This window comes from Streptomyces sp. NPDC102406 (assembly GCF_044765725.1).
GTDB lineage: Bacteria > Actinomycetota > Actinomycetes > Streptomycetales > Streptomycetaceae > Streptomyces.
In genome coordinates this window covers 225105-241005 of sequence record NZ_JBIWKP010000009.1, presented here as the reverse complement: position 1 = coordinate 241005, position 15901 = coordinate 225105, and the positions used below count along the sequence as shown (strand labels likewise).

At 71.7% G+C, this 15901-nt stretch carries 16 protein-coding genes and 1 riboswitch; of the genes, 5 read left to right on the top strand and 11 right to left on the bottom strand.

Going from position 1 to position 15901, the window contains the following annotated elements:
* Positions 1 to 52: 52 nt before the first annotated feature.
* Entirely contained in the window at positions 53 to 208 is a 156-nt protein-coding gene (locus ACIRF8_RS30030) for an SCO1431 family membrane protein (RefSeq protein ID WP_404219784.1), read from the bottom strand.
* Positions 209 to 413: 205 nt separating this feature from the next.
* Between ACIRF8_RS30030 and ACIRF8_RS30025 the strand changes: the two genes are divergently transcribed.
* Positions 414 to 1901, top strand: coding sequence for a M1 family metallopeptidase (locus tag ACIRF8_RS30025; RefSeq protein WP_404219782.1), 1488 nt, complete (start codon positions 414 to 416; stop codon positions 1899 to 1901).
* Positions 1902 to 1922: 21 nt separating this feature from the next.
* Here ACIRF8_RS30025 and ACIRF8_RS30020 read toward each other — a convergent pair whose 3' ends face one another.
* The gene (locus ACIRF8_RS30020) at positions 1923 to 3287 is read right to left on the bottom strand and encodes a peptidase C39 family protein (RefSeq protein WP_404219779.1); all 1365 of its coding nucleotides are present in this window, start codon (positions 3285 to 3287) and stop codon (positions 1923 to 1925) included.
* A 213-nt stretch (positions 3288 to 3500) separates the two neighbouring features.
* Here ACIRF8_RS30020 and ACIRF8_RS30015 point away from each other — a divergent pair, with 213 nt between their 5' ends.
* Positions 3501 to 4142 carry a uridine kinase gene (locus ACIRF8_RS30015; protein ID WP_404219777.1) on the top strand — a complete coding sequence of 214 codons (642 nt, stop codon included), beginning with the start codon at positions 3501 to 3503 and terminating at the stop codon, positions 4140 to 4142.
* Between the two features lie 396 nt (positions 4143 to 4538).
* The gene (locus tag ACIRF8_RS30010; RefSeq protein WP_404219775.1) at positions 4539 to 6410 is read left to right on the top strand and encodes an AAA family ATPase; all 1872 of its coding nucleotides are present in this window, start codon (positions 4539 to 4541) and stop codon (positions 6408 to 6410) included.
* Positions 6411 to 6437: 27 nt separating this feature from the next.
* Here the strand turns inward: ACIRF8_RS30010 and ACIRF8_RS30005 are convergent, their stop codons facing one another.
* The 9 genes from ACIRF8_RS30005 to ACIRF8_RS29965 all read right to left on the bottom strand — a co-directional run bounded on the left by ACIRF8_RS30005 (position 6438) and on the right by ACIRF8_RS29965 (position 13872).
* Entirely contained in the window at positions 6438 to 7514 is a 1077-nt protein-coding gene (locus tag ACIRF8_RS30005) for a hemolysin family protein (RefSeq protein WP_404219773.1), read from the bottom strand.
* Entirely contained in the window at positions 7511 to 8848 is a 1338-nt protein-coding gene (locus ACIRF8_RS30000; protein WP_404219771.1) for a hemolysin family protein, read from the bottom strand. The genes ACIRF8_RS30005 and ACIRF8_RS30000 overlap by 4 nt, the downstream gene beginning before the upstream one ends.
* Before the next feature lie 224 nt (positions 8849 to 9072).
* Positions 9073 to 9531 carry a PH domain-containing protein gene (locus tag ACIRF8_RS29995; RefSeq protein ID WP_404219769.1) on the bottom strand — a complete coding sequence of 153 codons (459 nt, stop codon included), beginning with the start codon at positions 9529 to 9531 and terminating at the stop codon, positions 9073 to 9075.
* Positions 9532 to 9543: 12 nt separating this feature from the next.
* On the bottom strand, positions 9544 to 10401 hold the full coding sequence (gene hisG, locus ACIRF8_RS29990; RefSeq protein ID WP_404219767.1) for an ATP phosphoribosyltransferase: 858 nt from the start codon (positions 10399 to 10401) through the stop codon (positions 9544 to 9546).
* Between the two features lie 54 nt (positions 10402 to 10455).
* Positions 10456 to 10728: a phosphoribosyl-ATP diphosphatase gene (locus ACIRF8_RS29985; RefSeq protein ID WP_361079704.1), complete on the bottom strand. Its 273-nt coding sequence runs from the start codon at positions 10726 to 10728 to the stop codon at positions 10456 to 10458.
* A 34-nt stretch (positions 10729 to 10762) separates the two neighbouring features.
* Positions 10763 to 11248 carry a 6,7-dimethyl-8-ribityllumazine synthase gene (gene ribH, locus ACIRF8_RS29980; protein WP_399060963.1) on the bottom strand — a complete coding sequence of 162 codons (486 nt, stop codon included), beginning with the start codon at positions 11246 to 11248 and terminating at the stop codon, positions 10763 to 10765.
* A 52-nt stretch (positions 11249 to 11300) separates the two neighbouring features.
* The gene (locus tag ACIRF8_RS29975; RefSeq protein ID WP_404219764.1) at positions 11301 to 12590 is read right to left on the bottom strand and encodes a bifunctional 3,4-dihydroxy-2-butanone-4-phosphate synthase/GTP cyclohydrolase II; all 1290 of its coding nucleotides are present in this window, start codon (positions 12588 to 12590) and stop codon (positions 11301 to 11303) included.
* The gene (locus tag ACIRF8_RS29970) at positions 12587 to 13237 is read right to left on the bottom strand and encodes a nicotinamide riboside transporter PnuC (RefSeq protein WP_404219762.1); all 651 of its coding nucleotides are present in this window, start codon (positions 13235 to 13237) and stop codon (positions 12587 to 12589) included. The genes ACIRF8_RS29975 and ACIRF8_RS29970 overlap by 4 nt, the downstream gene beginning before the upstream one ends.
* Entirely contained in the window at positions 13234 to 13872 is a 639-nt protein-coding gene (locus tag ACIRF8_RS29965) for a riboflavin synthase (protein ID WP_404219760.1), read from the bottom strand. Before ACIRF8_RS29965 ends, ACIRF8_RS29970 begins: the two co-directional genes overlap by 4 nt.
* A 174-nt stretch (positions 13873 to 14046) precedes the next feature.
* Positions 14047 to 14177, bottom strand: a riboswitch (FMN riboswitch).
* Between the two features lie 138 nt (positions 14178 to 14315).
* Between ACIRF8_RS29965 and ACIRF8_RS29960 the strand changes: the two genes are divergently transcribed.
* Both ACIRF8_RS29960 and ACIRF8_RS29955 read left to right on the top strand, forming a co-directional pair.
* Positions 14316 to 15218 (top strand): RNA polymerase sigma-70 factor, encoded by a 903-nt coding sequence (locus ACIRF8_RS29960; RefSeq protein WP_404219758.1) that lies wholly within the window; start codon positions 14316 to 14318, stop codon positions 15216 to 15218.
* 106 nt (positions 15219 to 15324) lie between these two features.
* A partial coding sequence (locus ACIRF8_RS29955) for an SDR family oxidoreductase (protein ID WP_404219756.1) occupies positions 15325 to 15901 on the top strand: 577 nt, incomplete at its 3' end.

Below are 15901 nucleotides of genomic sequence, written 5' to 3'. Positions count from 1 at the left end.
CGCCCCTCGCGGTCGTCCGCGGACGACGGGGGTGCGCAGACAGGCTCTCAGGTCACATCAGGCCGGTCTGGGTGACGAGCATCGCCAGCACGACGACGAGGGCCCAGCCCATGAGGTGCTCGACGATCTTGGGGCCGTCCTCCCGCGGGCCGCCGGTGCGGGCACGCGAGGCGGCGAGGGCCTGGCTGGCTACGGAGCTTGCGGTCATGGGTGTCTCACTCACTCGGTTCGTGGGCGTGGTCGTGCTCCCCCGGGCGCCGGGAGCCTCGCACAACCCTGGGCCCCCCTCCGACGCCTCTACCACTTTGCCACCGAAATGTCGCTCTGCGACCGAGACCTTGGTCACGCACAACCGGCGCGGAACGCCGTGCGTCCCACACTGCGACGCGTTCCGTCCGACCGGAAGGTTCTCGATGCGCACCTGCCGAACGCCCCGCCGCAGAACCCGTCTCGCCGTCGCCGCCACGATCACCCTGAGCGCCGCCCTGACAGCCCCGGCGGCCGTCGCGCGGGCCGCCGACGGCCCGCCCGCGCCGACGCCGGGCGCCGCGGGACTCGGCGACCCGATGTTCCCGCTCGACGGCAACGGCGGCTACACCGTCCGCCACTACACGCTCGACTTCGACTGGCAGGCGCCGCGGACCCCGTTCGCCGCGTCGACGACTATCAAGGCCACGGCACGGCAGGCGCTGTCCCGCTTCGACCTGGACTTCGCGGGCAACGAGCTGCGCTCCGTCACGGTGAACGGCCGCACGGCGCAGGCCACCCGGGACGGCGACGAGCTGGTCGTCACGCCGAAGTCCCCGCTGCCCGAGGGCAGTTCGTTCACGGTGCGGGTCGACTACATCGCCGACCCGACACAGATACGCCACCGCGACGACGCGATCGAGGACTACGGCTGGATACCGACGCCCGACGGCACGGTCCTCTACCCGCAGCCCAACGGCGCCAAGCTGATCTTCCCCTGCGACGACCACCCGAGCCGCCGGGCCCCCATCACCTTCCGTGTGACGACGCCCGCCGACCTGACGGCCGTCGCAGGCGGACGGCTCGTCGACCGCTCCACGCGCCCCGACGGCCGGGTCCGCTGGACGTACGACTCGGAGCAGCCGGTGGCGGCCCAGCTCGTCCAACTGGCCGTCGGCAGGTTCCGGACGATCGACAGCTCGGGTCCGGGCGGGCTCCCGCTGCGCGATGTCGTGCCGGACGCGCTGGTGGCGCCGACCAAGCCGTACCGCGACCGCACGCCCGCCCAACTCTCCTGGCTGCGCGAGCGGTTGGGGCCCTACCCCTTCAACAGGTACGGCGTCCTGGTCGGCGACACGGACCTGGGGGTGGCCCTGGAGACGCAGACGCTGTCGCTCCTGCCCAAGGCCGACCTGCTCGGCACCGAGGTCGATGCCGAGCGCGACATGGTCCATGAGCTGACCCACCAGTGGTTCGGCGACAGCGTCGCCCTCGCCACCTGGTCCGACCTGTGGCTCAGCGAGGGCCATGCCCGCTTCTACGAGCGCCTCTACTCGCAGGAGCACGGCGGCGACAGCTTCGAGGCCGCCATGCGGACCGCGTACGAGAACCACGACCAGTGGCGCCGGCAGTACGGGGCACCCGCCGAACCCACCGAGCCGAACCTCTTCAAGCGCATGCGCTACGACGGCTCCGCGCTGGTCCTGTACGCGCTGCGCGAGCAGGTCGGCGCCGACACCTTCCAGCGGATCGAGCGGGCCTGGCTCACGAAGTACCGCGGCAGGGCCGCGTCGACGGCCGACTACCTCGCGCTGGCCTCGAAGGTCGCCGGTCAGGACCTGGCGGGCTTCCTGCGCCCCTGGCTGTACGGCGCGACGACGCCGCCCATGCCGGGGCACCCGGACTGGGTGGTGAACCCGGTCGTCACCGGCTGACCCGCGCGGCCCGGCGCCCCGTCAGCGCACGCCCACCGCCGCCAGCGCCTTGCGCTGACCGGCGGACGGGTGGGCCGGGAAGTACAGGTAGCAGACGCCGCCGGTGCCGGAGACGACCTTGCCGGAGGCGTTGCGGCGCTTCGTGCGGAGCCAGATCGTCTCCCACTCCGCCCGCTTGTAGACGCGGCGCACCGCCGGGTCGCTCGGCGAGGCCGGGTCGTTGGCGATCACGTCGCCGTCGGCGGTGAAACCGATGACGGTCATGAGGTGCCCGGCGGTGCCGTACCCCGCGCCGGTCAGCTCCTCCTTGAGGAACGACTGGGACGTGATGGCCGGGATCCCGGCCGCGATCAGCGTCTCCAGGTCGGTCAGGGAGGAGAGGCGGGTGACGACGCCCTGCATGTCCTTGTACGTCGCCGCGTACGCCGCGTTGAACGGCCAGTTGCCGCAGCCCTCGTACTGGTAGTCGTAGGTGAACCGGGCGGCGTGGCAGACCTGGGGGTCGGCGTAGGCCGGGTCGACCCAGGCGAGCTGGGCGGCGGTGGGTTTGCGGCCCCAGTACTCGATGATCATTTGCGAGGAGGTGGGGCTGCACCACGCCTCGCCGCCGTTGTCGTACTCCGGGTACTGGCCGGAGTGGATGTTCTGCGAGTAGCGCGGGACGGTCAGTTCCTTCGCGAGGCCGGGGGTGGACGCCGGGACGGTGAAGCGGTCCGGCACGTCCGAGCCCATGGCGCCGAGCCGCCACACGGTCGGCGCGGCCTTCGACCCCGGGGCGCGCAGCAGGGTCAGGCGCAGGCTGTACGAGACGAGCCGCAGGCCGGAGGCCGCGTCGTCGATGGAGAACGTGTCCGTCCAGATGCTCGACCTGCCGTCGCTCTGGTCGTCCACGGAGGTGCGGCGGATGTCGACGTCCTTGTCGTCGCCGGCCGTCCAGCGGCCCATCACGTACCAGGGCGTCGGCGACCCGTCGGAGTAGGTGCCCCGCAGCTCGACCTGGATCCAGGTGCCGGCCGGGGTGCGCGCGTTCCAGGAGGCGATGACCTCGGTGGCGGGGACGCTCAGGCGGTGGACCGGCGAGGTCCACTGCGCGTACTCCCACTCGGCCGTCCGGTTCAGGTGCGGGTCCTTGTAGGTCATCGTGCCGACCGCATGGGCGAGGGTCACGCCGGGCCGGGCGCCCGCGACGGCGCGGGTCCCCTTGCCGGTGCCCGAGCGCCAGTCGGCGTGGGTCGTCCAGGTGTGGTTGTCCACGAGGCGGGCCGCGGCTTTCGCTCGGGGGGCCGCGGAGGCGGCCTTGGCCGTCGTGGCGGCGAGGGCCGCGCCCGCCGCGGCGGCGAGCACGGTTCTGCGGGAGGGGCGGGAGTCCGGAACGGGTCGGGTCATCGGGAGGATCCCCCAGTCGAGGAGGTCGGTCGGACGGTACGGGCACGGCCGGGTGCGGGCCTGACGGGCGATGGGGCCAACTATGGCCGCAGGGAGCGGACTTCCACCAGCGTTTCGGGGCCTGTGGCGTGCACCAATATTGGTCTCCACCACTGGAATGACCTGCGGCGGCGCATCCGAAACCCCGCGGCGGCCCCACGTACCCTTGCCGCCGTGAGCTATCTGCGTGAGCCCCTGGACCAGTACGCCGACCGGGTCCGCCGGTGGCCGGTCTCCTGCGGCCCCGTGCGTCTCGTCGGCATCGACGGGCACGCGGGTTCCGGCAAGTCGACCTTCGCGACGCGGCTGGCCGAGGCGCTCGGCGGGGCGCCCGTGCTGCGCCTCGACGACCTCGCGAGCCACGACGCCCTCTTCGAATGGACGGACCGACTGCGCGAGCAGGTGCTGGCGCCGCTGCGCCGCGGCGACACCGCGCACTACGAGACGTACGACTGGCGCGCCCGCCGCTTCGACGCCGTGCGTGAGTTGCCGCCCGCCGACGTGGTCCTGGTCGAGGGGGTGGGCGCGGGACGGCGTGCCGTGCGGCCCCATCTCGCGAGGTTGCTGTGGATGGACCTTTCGGACGAGACGGCGTGGGCGCGCGGGCGGGCCCGGGACGGTGCGGCGCAGGCCGACTTCTGGGACGGCTGGATCCCAGCGGAGCGCGAGCACTTCGCGCGCGACCCGTCCAGGCCCTTCGCCGACGAATTGGTACGGGAGTGTCCCCTGGGGTACGAGATGCGCGAGGGACCTGGTGTGGCCCCGCAGAACCGACGCCCGGTCACACAGGGTGAGGGACCGCCAGCGGTGCGCTGAACCCCTCCGAACGGCCTTTCGCCACTTTGCCCGAGACCCTCAACTCTGCTTGACCGAGGGGCCGTACAGGACTTACGTTCTCAATGTGCGGCCTTTCGGGGTCGCCCGCAGACGCGAAGCCCCCGGTTGTTCCCCCGTGATCGGGGGCTTCGTTCTGCCCGCAATGCCCTTTCCCGGGCGCTCCGAGGCGCCCGTCGTTCACCCTGGGTCACCAACGGCCACCGCCCTCACCTGCGCGAAATCCCGGGGTCCCGGCCTTCCGCGCCCTACGGTCGATCAGCCCTCCGCAGGTACGATGCCTTTCGGTGCGGCCTGCGGACGGCTCGCTGTCCGCATCGTGACAACTCCCGTCCATGACAGAGCGGTTCATCGGGGGCACGGCTTGTGGGGGACGTGATGGACTTCGGCACCGGTGCGCCGACGGGCCCGGCCGACCTCGCCTGGCTGCGGGGCGTCGACGCGTACACGATGGGCGCCTATCCGCAGGCGGAGGAGGAGTTCCGCGCCGCCGTGCGGATGGATCCGGGGATGGCCGACGGCTGGCTCGGACTGCACGCGCTGCGCATCGACACGACGACGGCGCTGCTGCGGATGTTCCGGCACCGCGACCGGTTCGGGGAGCAGCGCACGCGCCACCGGCGCACCCTCAACTCCTGGTACTGGCTGGGCTGGTGGGTGCAGCCGGTCCTGGAACATCCGCGCGATCTGCTGCTGGCGCATGCCTCGCACTGGCTCGACGGGCGCCATGTACCGGAGCTGGACCGGGCGCTCGCGACGCTGCCGCCGGCCGACGCGGACCCGCAGGTGCGCTTCCTGCACGCGTGCCGGGCGTACCTGGTCAAGGACTGGGAGCAGTTGGTCCGGCAGACCGAGTCGTTGATGGACGATCCGATGCTGGGCATCGAGGCGGGCCTCTTCGGCGGAATGGCGCGGGTGCGCCTGGAGATGTACGGGCAGGCCGAACCGCTGCTCTCCTCGGCCCTGATGCGCTGCCGCAGCGAGCAGCCGCAGCGCAAGGAGCTGCGGTACTGGCTGGCCAGGGCGCACGAGGGCACGGGCCGTTCGGCCGCGGCGATGCCGCTGTACCGGGCCGTGCACCGGGTGGACCCCGCGTTCATGGACACCTCGGCGCGGCTCGCGGCGATCGCCGAGGGCGACGGGTACGACTTCACGGACGGCCCCGACCTGTCGCCGCTCACCCTGACGGGGTATCAGGACGGGCCGGAGGCGGCGGAGTCGGCCGATCCGCTGTACGCGAGCGACGGGCGGGACCTGAAGGTCACCGAGCCGGATCTGCCGCCACCGGGCGGCACCGGCGTGGAGGAGCCCGACATGGTGCGGGAGAAGGCCGTGGTGCCGGTGGAGGTGCCGCTGCCCGCGGGCCCCGCCGATCCGGTGCTCCTGGAGGAGGCGCTTGCCGAGCTGGAGCTGATGGTGGGCCTCGAACCGGTGAAGCGGCAGGTCAAAGCGCTCTCCGCACAGTTGAACATGGCACGGTTGCGCGCCGGGCAGGGGCTGCCGGTCCAGCCGCCCAAGCGCCACTTCGTCTTCTCGGGGCCCTCGGGCACCGGCAAGACGACGGTCGCCCGCATCCTCGGCCGCGTCTTCTACGCGCTCGGACTGCTCGGCGGCGACCATCTCGTGGAGGCGCAGCGCGCGGACCTGGTCGGCGAGTACCTGGGTCAGACCGCGGTGAAGGCGAACGAGCTGATCGACTCCGCGCTCGGCGGGGTGCTGTTCGTCGACGAGGCGTACGCCCTGTCCAACTCCGGGTACGGCAAGGGCGACGCGTACGGCGACGAGGCGCTCCAGGTGCTGCTGAAGCGCGCCGAGGACAACCGGGACCACCTGGTGGTGATCCTCGCCGGCTATCCGGAGGGCATGGACCGGCTGCTCGCGGCCAACCCCGGTCTGTCGTCGCGGTTCACGTCGCGGGTCGACTTCCCCTCGTACCGTCCGCAGGAGCTCACGTCGATCGGTGAGGTGCTTGCGGCGGAGAACGGGGACGCGTGGGACGAGGAGGCGCTGGAGGAGCTCCGCTCCATCGCCGCGCACGTCGTGGAGCAGGGCTGGATCGACGAACTGGGCAACGGGCGGTTCCTGCGGACGCTGTACGAGAAGTCGTGCGCGTACCGGGATCTGCGGCTGACCGGCTATCTGACGGAGCCGTCCCGGGACGACCTGGCGACGTTGCGGCTGCCCGATCTGATGCAGGCGTACGGCGAGGTGCTGTCCGGGAGGGGACCGCAGGACCCGACCGCGCTGTAGGGCAGCCGGGACCTGCGGCACCTCGTCCTAGGTGAGCGCCCCTTGTTTCTGGCGGGCCTCGGGGACCTGCGGTTCGTCCCGGTGGGCCGGGTCGCGGACCTCGCCCACCAGGAGTTCCAGGACGTCCTCCAGCGCGACCAGGCCGAGGACGCGGCCCGTGCCGTCCGCCACCTGGGCCAGGTGCGTGGCGGCCCGGCGCATCACCGTGAGGGCGTCGTCCAGGGGGAGTTCGGCGCGCAGGGTCGTCATGGGGCGCCAGAGGTGCTGCGGGACGGCGCGGCCGGTGTCGGGGCCCTCGATCAGGTCGAGCACGTCCTTCACGTGCAGGTAGCCCATGAAGGCGCCGCCGTCCGCGCAGAGCGGGAACCGGGAGTAGCCCGTGCGGGCCGTCAGCGCGATGATCTCCGCCGGGGTGACCGAGGGGCCGACCGTGACCAGCGCGGAACGGTCCAGGAGGACGTCGGTGACCGGGCGGGAGCCCAGCTCCAGGGCGTCCTCCAGGCGTTCCTGCTCCTCCGGACCGAGCAGACCGGCCTGTCCGGAGTCCTCGACCAGGCGGTTGAGCTGCTCGCTGGTGAAGACGGCCTCGACCTCGTCCTTGGGCTCGACCCTGAACAGGCGCAGGACGAGGCGGGCGCAGGCCCCCAGCGCGATCGTGACCGGCTTGCAGAGCCGGGCGAAGGCGACGAGCCCGGGGCTGAACCAGAGCGCGGTCTTCTCCGGCGCCGCCATCGCCAGGTTCTTCGGCACCATCTCGCCGATGACGAGGTGGAGGGAGACGACGGCCGCCAGGGCGATGACGTAGCCCAGCGGGTGGATCGCGCCGTGCGGGACGTGCACCGCCTCGAAGAGGGGTTCCAGGAGGCGCGCCACGGTGGGCTCGGCGACCGCGCCCAGCGTCAGCGAGCAGACGGTGATGCCGAACTGGGCCGCCGCCATCATTTGCGGCAGGTGTTCGAGCCCATACAGGACCTGGCGGGCCCGCTTGCCCGGCACGGGTTCGATCTGGCTGCGGCGCACCGAGACCAGGGCGAACTCCGCGCCGACGAAGAATCCGTTGGCGAGGACCAGCAGGACGGCGAAGAAGAGTTGCAGGGCGCTCATCGGGCTGCCTCCAGCAGTGCCTGCGGGGCGTCCGCGAGCCTGACGATGCGGACCCGTTCGGCCCGGTAGTGGTCGACCTGGCGCACGGAGAGGCGCCAGCCGGGCAGCTCGGCCCGGTCGCCGGGGGCGGGGATGCGGCCGAGGAGGTCGGCGACCAGCCCGGCCACCGTCTCGTAGGGGCCCTCGGGGGCGTCGAGTCCGATGCGGCGCAGGATGTCGACGCGGCAACTGCCGTCGGCGTCCCAGGCGGGCCGGCCGTCCTCGGCCGGTGCCGCCGCCAGTTCGGGCTGGTCGAGCCGGTCGTGCTCGTCGCGGACCTCGCCGACGAGCTCCTCCACGATGTCCTCCAGGGTGACGACCCCGGCCGTGCCGCCGTACTCGTCGACGACGACGGCGATGGGCTGCTCACTGCGCAGGCGGGCGAGGAGCGGCTGTACGGGGAGGGTCTCCGGGACCAGGAGCGGGGCCTGGGCGATCCGGACGACCGGGGTGCGCAGCCGCTCGGGCGCGGACATCGCCAGGGCGTCCTTGAGGTGGACCATGCCGATGACCTCGTCGATCCGCTCCCGGTACACGGGGAACCGGGACAGGCCGGTCGCGCGAGTCAGGTTGACGACGTCCTCGGCGGTGGCGGAGGCCTGGAGCGCGCTGACCTTCACGCGCGGCGTCATCACGTGCTGCGCGGTCAGTTCGCCGAGGGACAGGGTGCGGACGAACAGGTCGGCCGTGTCCTGCTCCAGGGTCCCGGCCTGCGCGGAGTGGCGGGCCAGGGAGACCAGCTCGCCCGGGGTGCGGGCGGAGGCCAGTTCGTCGGCCGGTTCCACGCCGAGGGCGCGCACGAGGCGGTTGGCGACGGTGTTGAGCAGGGCGATGACCGGGCGGAAGAGGCGGGCGAAGGCGTGCTGGGGGCCTGCCACGAAGCGGGCCACCTGGAGCGGCCTGGAGACCGCCCAGTTCTTCGGGACCAGTTCGCCGATCACCATCTGCACGGCGGCGGCGAGCAGCATGCCGACGACGACCGCGATGCCGCCGGCGGCGCCCTCGGGGATGCCGACGGCGGTGAAGGGGCCGCGAAGGAGTTCGGCGAGGGCAGGTTCGGCGAGCATGCCGACGACCAGGGAGGTGATGGTGATGCCGAGCTGGGTGCCGGAGAGCTGGAAGGACAGCTCCTTGAGGGCCGCCACGACGGTACGGGCGCGCTTGTCGCCCGCGTCCGCCGCCTGTTGGGCGTCCTGGCGTTCGACGGTGACGAGTCCGAACTCGGCCGCCACGAAGAATCCGTTGGCGAGGATCAGGAGGAAGGCTGCCGCGAGGAGCAGCAACGGGATGGTCATGCCGCGCTCTCCACGGACCTGCGCGCGAGGGGCGCGCCATGTCGGGAGGGGGCGGCGCAGATACTGCCGGACGATCCGTCCATCGCTGGAGGGAGTCACTCCTTGGTTAGCAGGAACCCCCGGTCACCCGTCCGGGCGCGTCAGGGGCGGGGCGGCACACGACGCGCCCCGCCCAACAGGTTAATCAAGTCCGGGGGGAAGGTGTCAGGGGCCGGGGCTCTGTGTCAGCCCTGGGCTGCGGTCCGGGTCTCCGTCAGGGCGCGGAGGGTCTTCGCGTCGCGGATGGCGCTCTGGCGGGCGATGCCGGGCTGGATGCCCATGGCGGCCAGGCTGGTGCCGTCGGTCAGGTTCAGGAAGACCCACGGGTCGCCGGGGCGCAGGTTGACCTGGACGATCTCCGCCCAGGCGAGGCGGCGGCTGCGGGCGATGTTGACGACGGTGACGCCCGTCTCGTCGGCGACGACCTTGGGCCGCGCGAGCAGCCCGAGGACCGCCCAGAACAGGGCCGCGGTGAGGATGAAGCTCATTTGCTCGCCCGTGCTCATCGTGTCGAGGACGAGGGCGATGACGGTGATGACGACGAAGCAGGCGGCGCCCAGCACGTGCAGGACGGCGCGGGTGCGCCCGGGGCGGAAGGTGACGGGCAGGTCGGGCAGGTCGGGAACGGCTGCGGGTTCGGGCATGGCTCGGGGTCCTCAGAGGCGGCAGGCGTGGATGGCCGTGGTGAGGATGGCCCGCGCGCCCAGGGCGTACAGGTCGTCCATGATGCGCTGCGCGTCCTTGGCGGGGACCATGGCGCGGACGGCGACCCAGCCCTCGTTGTGCAGCGGCGAGACGGTCGGCGATTCGAGGCCCGGGGTGAGGGCGACGGCCTTCTCCAGGTGCTCGGCGCGGCAGTCGTAGTCCATCATCACGTAGGTGCGGGCGACGAGGACGCCCTGGAGGCGGCGCAGGAACTGCTGCACCTTGGGCTCCGTCGTCTCGTCGGCGCTGTCGCCCTTGCGGCGGATGACGCACGCCTCGGACTTCATGATCGGCTCGCCGAAGACCTCCAGGCCCGCGTTGCGCAGCGAGGTACCGGTCTCCACGACGTCCGCGATGGCGTCGGCGACGCCGAGTTCGATGGCCGTCTCCACGGCGCCGTCGAGGTGCACGACGGAGGCGTCCACGCCGTGCTCGGCGAGGTACTTGCCGACGATGCCCTCGTAGGAGGTCGCGATCGTCTTGCCCGCCAGGTCGGCGAGGTCCTTGACCGCACCGGGGCGGGAGGCGAAGCGGAAGGTGGAGCGGGCGAAGCCGAGCGGCAGGATCGTCTCGGCGTTCGCCCCGGAGTCGATCAGGAGGTCCTGGCCGGTGAGCCCGATGTCGAGCTTGCCGGAGGCCACGTAGATCGCGATGTCCTTGGGGCGGAGGTAGAAGAACTCGACGTCGTTGTCCGGGTCGACCGTGACGAGTTCCTTGGACTCCTTGCGCTGGCGGTATCCGGCCTCATGCAGCATCGCCGACGCAGGTCCGGACAGTGAACCCTTGTTGGGGACGGCGATGCGCAGCATGAGGTCGGATTCCTTCGCGTGGTGAGGGGAGTTGAGCGGGCGGGGCGCGTCGGCTCAGAGGTGGGCGTACACGTCGTCGAGGGAGATGCCGCGGGCGACCATCATCACCTGGACGTGGTAGAGCAACTGCGAGATCTCCTCGGCGGCTGCTTCCTTGCCCTCGTGCTCGGCCGCCATCCAGACTTCGGCGGCCTCCTCGACGACCTTCTTGCCGATGGCATGGACGCCCTTGCCGACCAGCTCTGCGGTGCGGGAAGTGGCGGGGTCGCCGGTGGCGGCCTTCTGCTGGAGCTCGGCGAAGAGCTCCTCGAACGTCTTATTGGACATGGTGCTGCCTACTTTACGCGGCTCTCCCCCGGCCCTAACGCCAGGGCTCGGAGACGGTACGCAGCGTGGTGGCGGTGGCCACGGCCGCGGTGACCGCTTCGTGCCCCTTGTCCTCGCGGGAGCCCTCGATGCCCGCGCGGTCCAGGGCCTGCTCCTCGGTGTCGCAGGTCAGCACGCCGAAGCCGACGGGGACGCCGGTGTCGACGGAGACCTGGGTGAGGCCCTGCGTGACGCCCTGGCACACGTACTCGAAGTGCGGGGTGCCGCCGCGGATGACGACGCCGAGCGCGACGATCGCGTCGTAGCCGCGGCCCGCGAGCACCTTGGCGACGACCGGCAGCTCGAAGCTGCCGGGGACGCGCAGCACGGTGGGCTCGCTGATGCCCAGCTCGGTCAGGGCGCGCAGGGCGCCGTCGACGAGGCCGTCCATGACCTTCTCGTGCCATTGGGCGGCGATGACGGCCACGCGCAGGTCGCCGCAGTTCTTCACACTCAGTTCGGGGGCACCCTTGCCGCTCACGCGCTTCTCCTCGTACGTAGCTGGATGGGGGGAGTTGGTGGGATCACCGGGGTTACTGGTTGGTGCAGGCGGTCGCCGTGGGGGCGTCCAGCCAGGGCAGGTCGTGGCCCATCCGGTCCCGCTTGGTGCGCAGGTAGCGGAGGTTGTGCTCGCCCGCGCTGATCGGCATGGGTTCGCGGGCGGTGACGACGAGGCCGTGCCGGGTGAGGGCGTCGGTCTTGTCGGGGTTGTTGGTCATCAGGCGCAGGGTGCGCACGCCCAGGTCGTCGAGGATCTGGGCACCTGCCGCGTAGTCGCGGGCGTCGGCGGGCAGGCCGAGTTCCAGGTTGGCGTCGAGGGTGTCGCGGCCGCGCTCCTGGAGCTCGTAGGCGCGCAGCTTGGAGAGCAGGCCGATGCCGCGGCCCTCGTGGCCGCGCAGGTAGACGACGACGCCGCGGCCCTGCTCGACGATGCGGCGCATGGACTCCTCCAGTTGCGGGCCGCAGTCGCAGCGCAGGGAGTGGAAGACATCGCCGGTGAGGCATTCGGAGTGGATGCGGACCAGGACGTCCTCGCCCGTGCCCATCTCGCCGTGGACGAGGGCGACGTGTTCGACGCCGTCGACGATGGAGCGGTAGCCGTACGCCGTGAACTCACCGAAGGCGGTGGGGAGTTGCACGGTGGCTTCGCGCTTGACCTTGGGTTCGGCGGAGCGGCGGTAGGCGATCAGGTCCTCGATGGAGATGATCGTCAGGCCGTGTTTGCGGGCGAACGGGATCAGCTCGGGCAGGCGCAGCATGACGCCGTCCTCACCGGCGATCTCCACGATGGCGCCGGCCGGGCGCAGGCCCGCGAGGCGGGCGAGGTCGACGGCGGCCTCGGTGTGGCCGTTCCTGACGAGGACGCCGCCCGCCCTGGCGCGCAGCGGGAAGATGTGGCCGGGGCGGACGAAGTCGCCGGGTTCGGCCGTGCCGTCCGCGAGGAGGCGCAGGGTGGTGGCGCGGTCGGCGGCGGAGATGCCGGTCGTGACGCCGTGCGCGCCGGAGGCGTCGACGGAGACGGTGAAGGCGGTCTTCATGGACTCGGTGTTGTCGCCGACCATCTGCGGGAGGTCGAGCCGGTCCAGTGCGTCGCCCTCCATGGGGGCGCAGATCAGGCCGCGGCACTCGCTCATCATGAAGGCGACGATCTCGGGCGTGATCTTCTCGGCGGCGACGACGAGGTCGCCCTCGTTCTCCCGGTCCTCGTCGTCGACGACCACGACGGGGCGGCCTGCGGCGATGTCGCGGAGGGCCTGCTCGACCGGGTCGAGGCTCAGGTCGAGGTCGGCGGAGACCTCGTACAGGTGGGCTGCGGTGCTCATGCGTGGGCTCCTTCGAGCGCGGGGGCGGTGGCCTGCGCGGCGCGGGACCGCAGCCACCAGTCGCGCATGCCCCACAGGACGAGCGCGCCGTAGATGACGTAGACGAAGCCGGAGAAGGCGAAGCCGTTGGCGAAGTTCAGCGGGACGCCGACCAGGTCGACGAGGAGCCAGGCGAACCAGAACTCGACCATGCCGCGCGCCTGGGCGTACATGGCGACGACGGTGCCGACGAAGATGTACGCGTCCGGCCAGGGGTCCCACGACAGGGTCGGGAACGCGGTGAACAGGCCGCCGACGGCGAGCGTGCCGACGGCGGCGGCGCCGACGAGGGCGCCGCGCTCGCGCCAGGTGGCGAAGCGGACGGCGATGGAGCCGTCCTGCGCCGTGCCCTTGCCGCGGTTCCACTGCCACCACCCGAAGAGGGCGACGACGATGACGACGAGCTGCTTGCCCGCGCTGCCCGAGAGGTGGGCGGTGGCGAAGGCGGTCAGCAGGATGGCGCCGGAGACGAGCTGGGCGGGCCAGGTCCATATGGAGCGGCGCCAGCCGAGCGCGAGGGCGATCAGGCCGATGGTGTTGCCGATCATGTCCGACCAGAGGATGTGCTGGTCGAAGATGGTGAATGCCTCGGTGTTGAGCCAGTTCACTGGGTGCCCCCCTGAGCGCTGTCCCGGTCGTCGTGCTGATCGCTGCCCTGGTAACCGAGCATCCGCTCGACGTATTTCGCGAGGACGTCGACCTCGAGGTTGACCGGGTCGCCGGGCTGCTTGATGCCGAGCGTGGTCAGGTCGAGGGTGGTGGGGATGAGGCTGAGGGTGAAGTAGTCGGCGCCCGCCTCTACGACGGTCAGGCTCACGCCGTCGACGGTGATGGAGCCCTTCTCGACGACGTACCGGGCCAGCTCGGCGGGGAGCGAGATCTTGACGATCTCCCAGTGCGCGGAGGGGAGGCGCTCGATGATCGTGCCGGTGCCGTCGACGTGGCCCTGCACGATGTGCCCGCCGAAACGGCCGTCGGCGATCATCGGGCGTTCGAGGTTGACGCGGGAGCCCGTGGTCAGCGCGCCGAGGCTGGAGCGCTTGAGGGTCTCGGCCATGACGTCGGCCGTGAAGGAGTCGGCGTCGTGCTCGACGACGGTGAGGCAGACCCCGTTGACCGCGATGGAGTCACCGTGCTTGGCGCCTTCGGTGACGACGGGGCCACGGACGCGGAAGCGACACGCGTCATCGAGCGTCTCGACGGCGGTGATCTCGCCCAGCTCTTCGACGATTCCGGTGAACACTTCCCGGGTCCTCCCTCATAGGGCGTGGACTCCGGGGCACTGTCGTACGACGACGACAGAACGTACGGACTGCGACACCGGTCATGGGGAACGACGCCGAACGGCGGGGCCGGCCACTGCTCGTGGAACGGCACCCGGAACAGACGGCGACGCGCACCCTGGGGTGCCCGCCCGCCGCGCACTGCCTCCCATCCGGACTTTAACCGTCGGTCCAGGAATTTCACCTGGTCAACCGGTCACTGGACGTGACCGGGTCGCGGACTGTAACCGCCGGTTCGGACTTTCACCGACCCCGGAGTGCGCTGCTTCTGGTACACGGCCAGTGTGCCACGTCCAGTGGTTGTGCATGCAAGCGAATACTGTGGGCTGACTCACAGATCGCCGGGGCGGTTCGCACCCGGTTCCGGGAATACCGCAGGCCGGCCGCCTGGCAGGCTGGGCGGGTGACGACTTCGCCGGAACCCGGCCGCACGGCCGAGGAGTTCGAGAACCACCGCTCCCGCCTGTTCGGCCTCGCCTATCGGATGCTCGGCTCCGCCGAGGAGGCGCAGGACACGGTCCAGGACGCGTATCTGCGGCTCAGCGCCACCGAGCCGGGAGCGGTCGAGCATCTGGGCGCCTGGCTCGCCAAGGTCGTCACGAACCTCTGCCTCAACCGCCTCGCCTCGGCCCGTGTCCGGCGCGAGCGGTACGCGGGGCCCTGGCTGCCGGAGCCCGTCCTCACCTCGGACGGGACGCTCGGCCCGCTGGAGTCGGCCGAGCGCCGCGACTCCGTGTCGTACGCCCTGCTGGTGCTCCTGGAGCGGCTGACCCCGACGGAGCGGGCGGTGTACGTGCTGCGGGAGGCGTTCGCCTACGGCTACCGGGAGATCGCCGGGGTGCTCGACCTCGGCGAGGCGAACTGCCGTCAGCTCCACCGGCGCGCGGCGGCCCGCGTCGCGACGCCCGGCACCCGGTTCGCGCCGTCGGGGCGGGTCCACCGCGAGCTGGTGGAGGCGTTCGTCGAGGCCGCGCGGGCCGGTGATCTGACGACCCTGGAGAAGACGCTGGCCGCCGATGTGACCTGGTGGGGCGACGGGGGCGGCAAGGTCAGCGCCGCGCGTCGGCCCATCGAGGGGCGCGAGAAGGTGGTGCGGTTGCTGCTCGGCATCGGGAAGGGTTTCGGGGCCGACGTGGAGTACACGATCGCCGAGGTCAACGGGGCGGCGGGGCTGGTCGCCCGGTCGGGCGGGGCGGTCTTCGCGGTGGTCGCGTTCGAGGTGCGCGGCGGCGAGATCGTGACAGCGCGGACCATGGTGAACCCGGACAAGCTGGGGTTCCTTGCTCGGCAGCTCGCCTGCGGCTGAGAAAAAGTTCGCCGCGACTGTCACATCCGCGCGCTCCCGCCGGTTCTGAGCTGACGACGGGCGTTCCACCAGGGGGCGCTCCCTGTCCGAAGGAGCTGATGCGGCGGTGACCACGATTCTGGTGACCGGGGGTACCGGAACGCTCGGCCGGCTCGTCACCGAGCGGCTGGGCGATGCCGGGCACGAGGTGCGGGTGCTGAGCCGGCACGCCGAGCCCTACGCGGTGGATCTGCGGGAGGGCGGGCCGGGGCTGCGCCGGGCGGTCGAGGGCGTGGACGTGATCGTGCACTGCGCCTCGACGCCGCGGGGCGGTGACGAGCGGGCGGCACGGCATCTGATCGAGGCGGCCCGCGATGCCGGTGTGCGGCACGTCGTCTACATCTCCATCGTCGGCGTGGACCGGGTGCCGTTGCGCTATTACCGGGCGAAGTACGCGGTGGAACGGCTGGTCGAGGGGTCCGGGCTCGGCTGGACGGTGCTGCGCACGACGCAGTTCCACGCCTTCGTGCGAACGATGCTGCGAGGCTTCGCGCGGCTCCCGGTGATGCTGCTCCCGGCCGGTGTCGACGACCAGCCGATCGAGGTGGCCGAGGTGGCGGACCGGCTGGCCGAGCTGGCGCAGGCGCCGCCCGCCGGGCGGGTGCCCGACATGGGCGGTCCCGAGGTCCGTACGCTCGCGGACC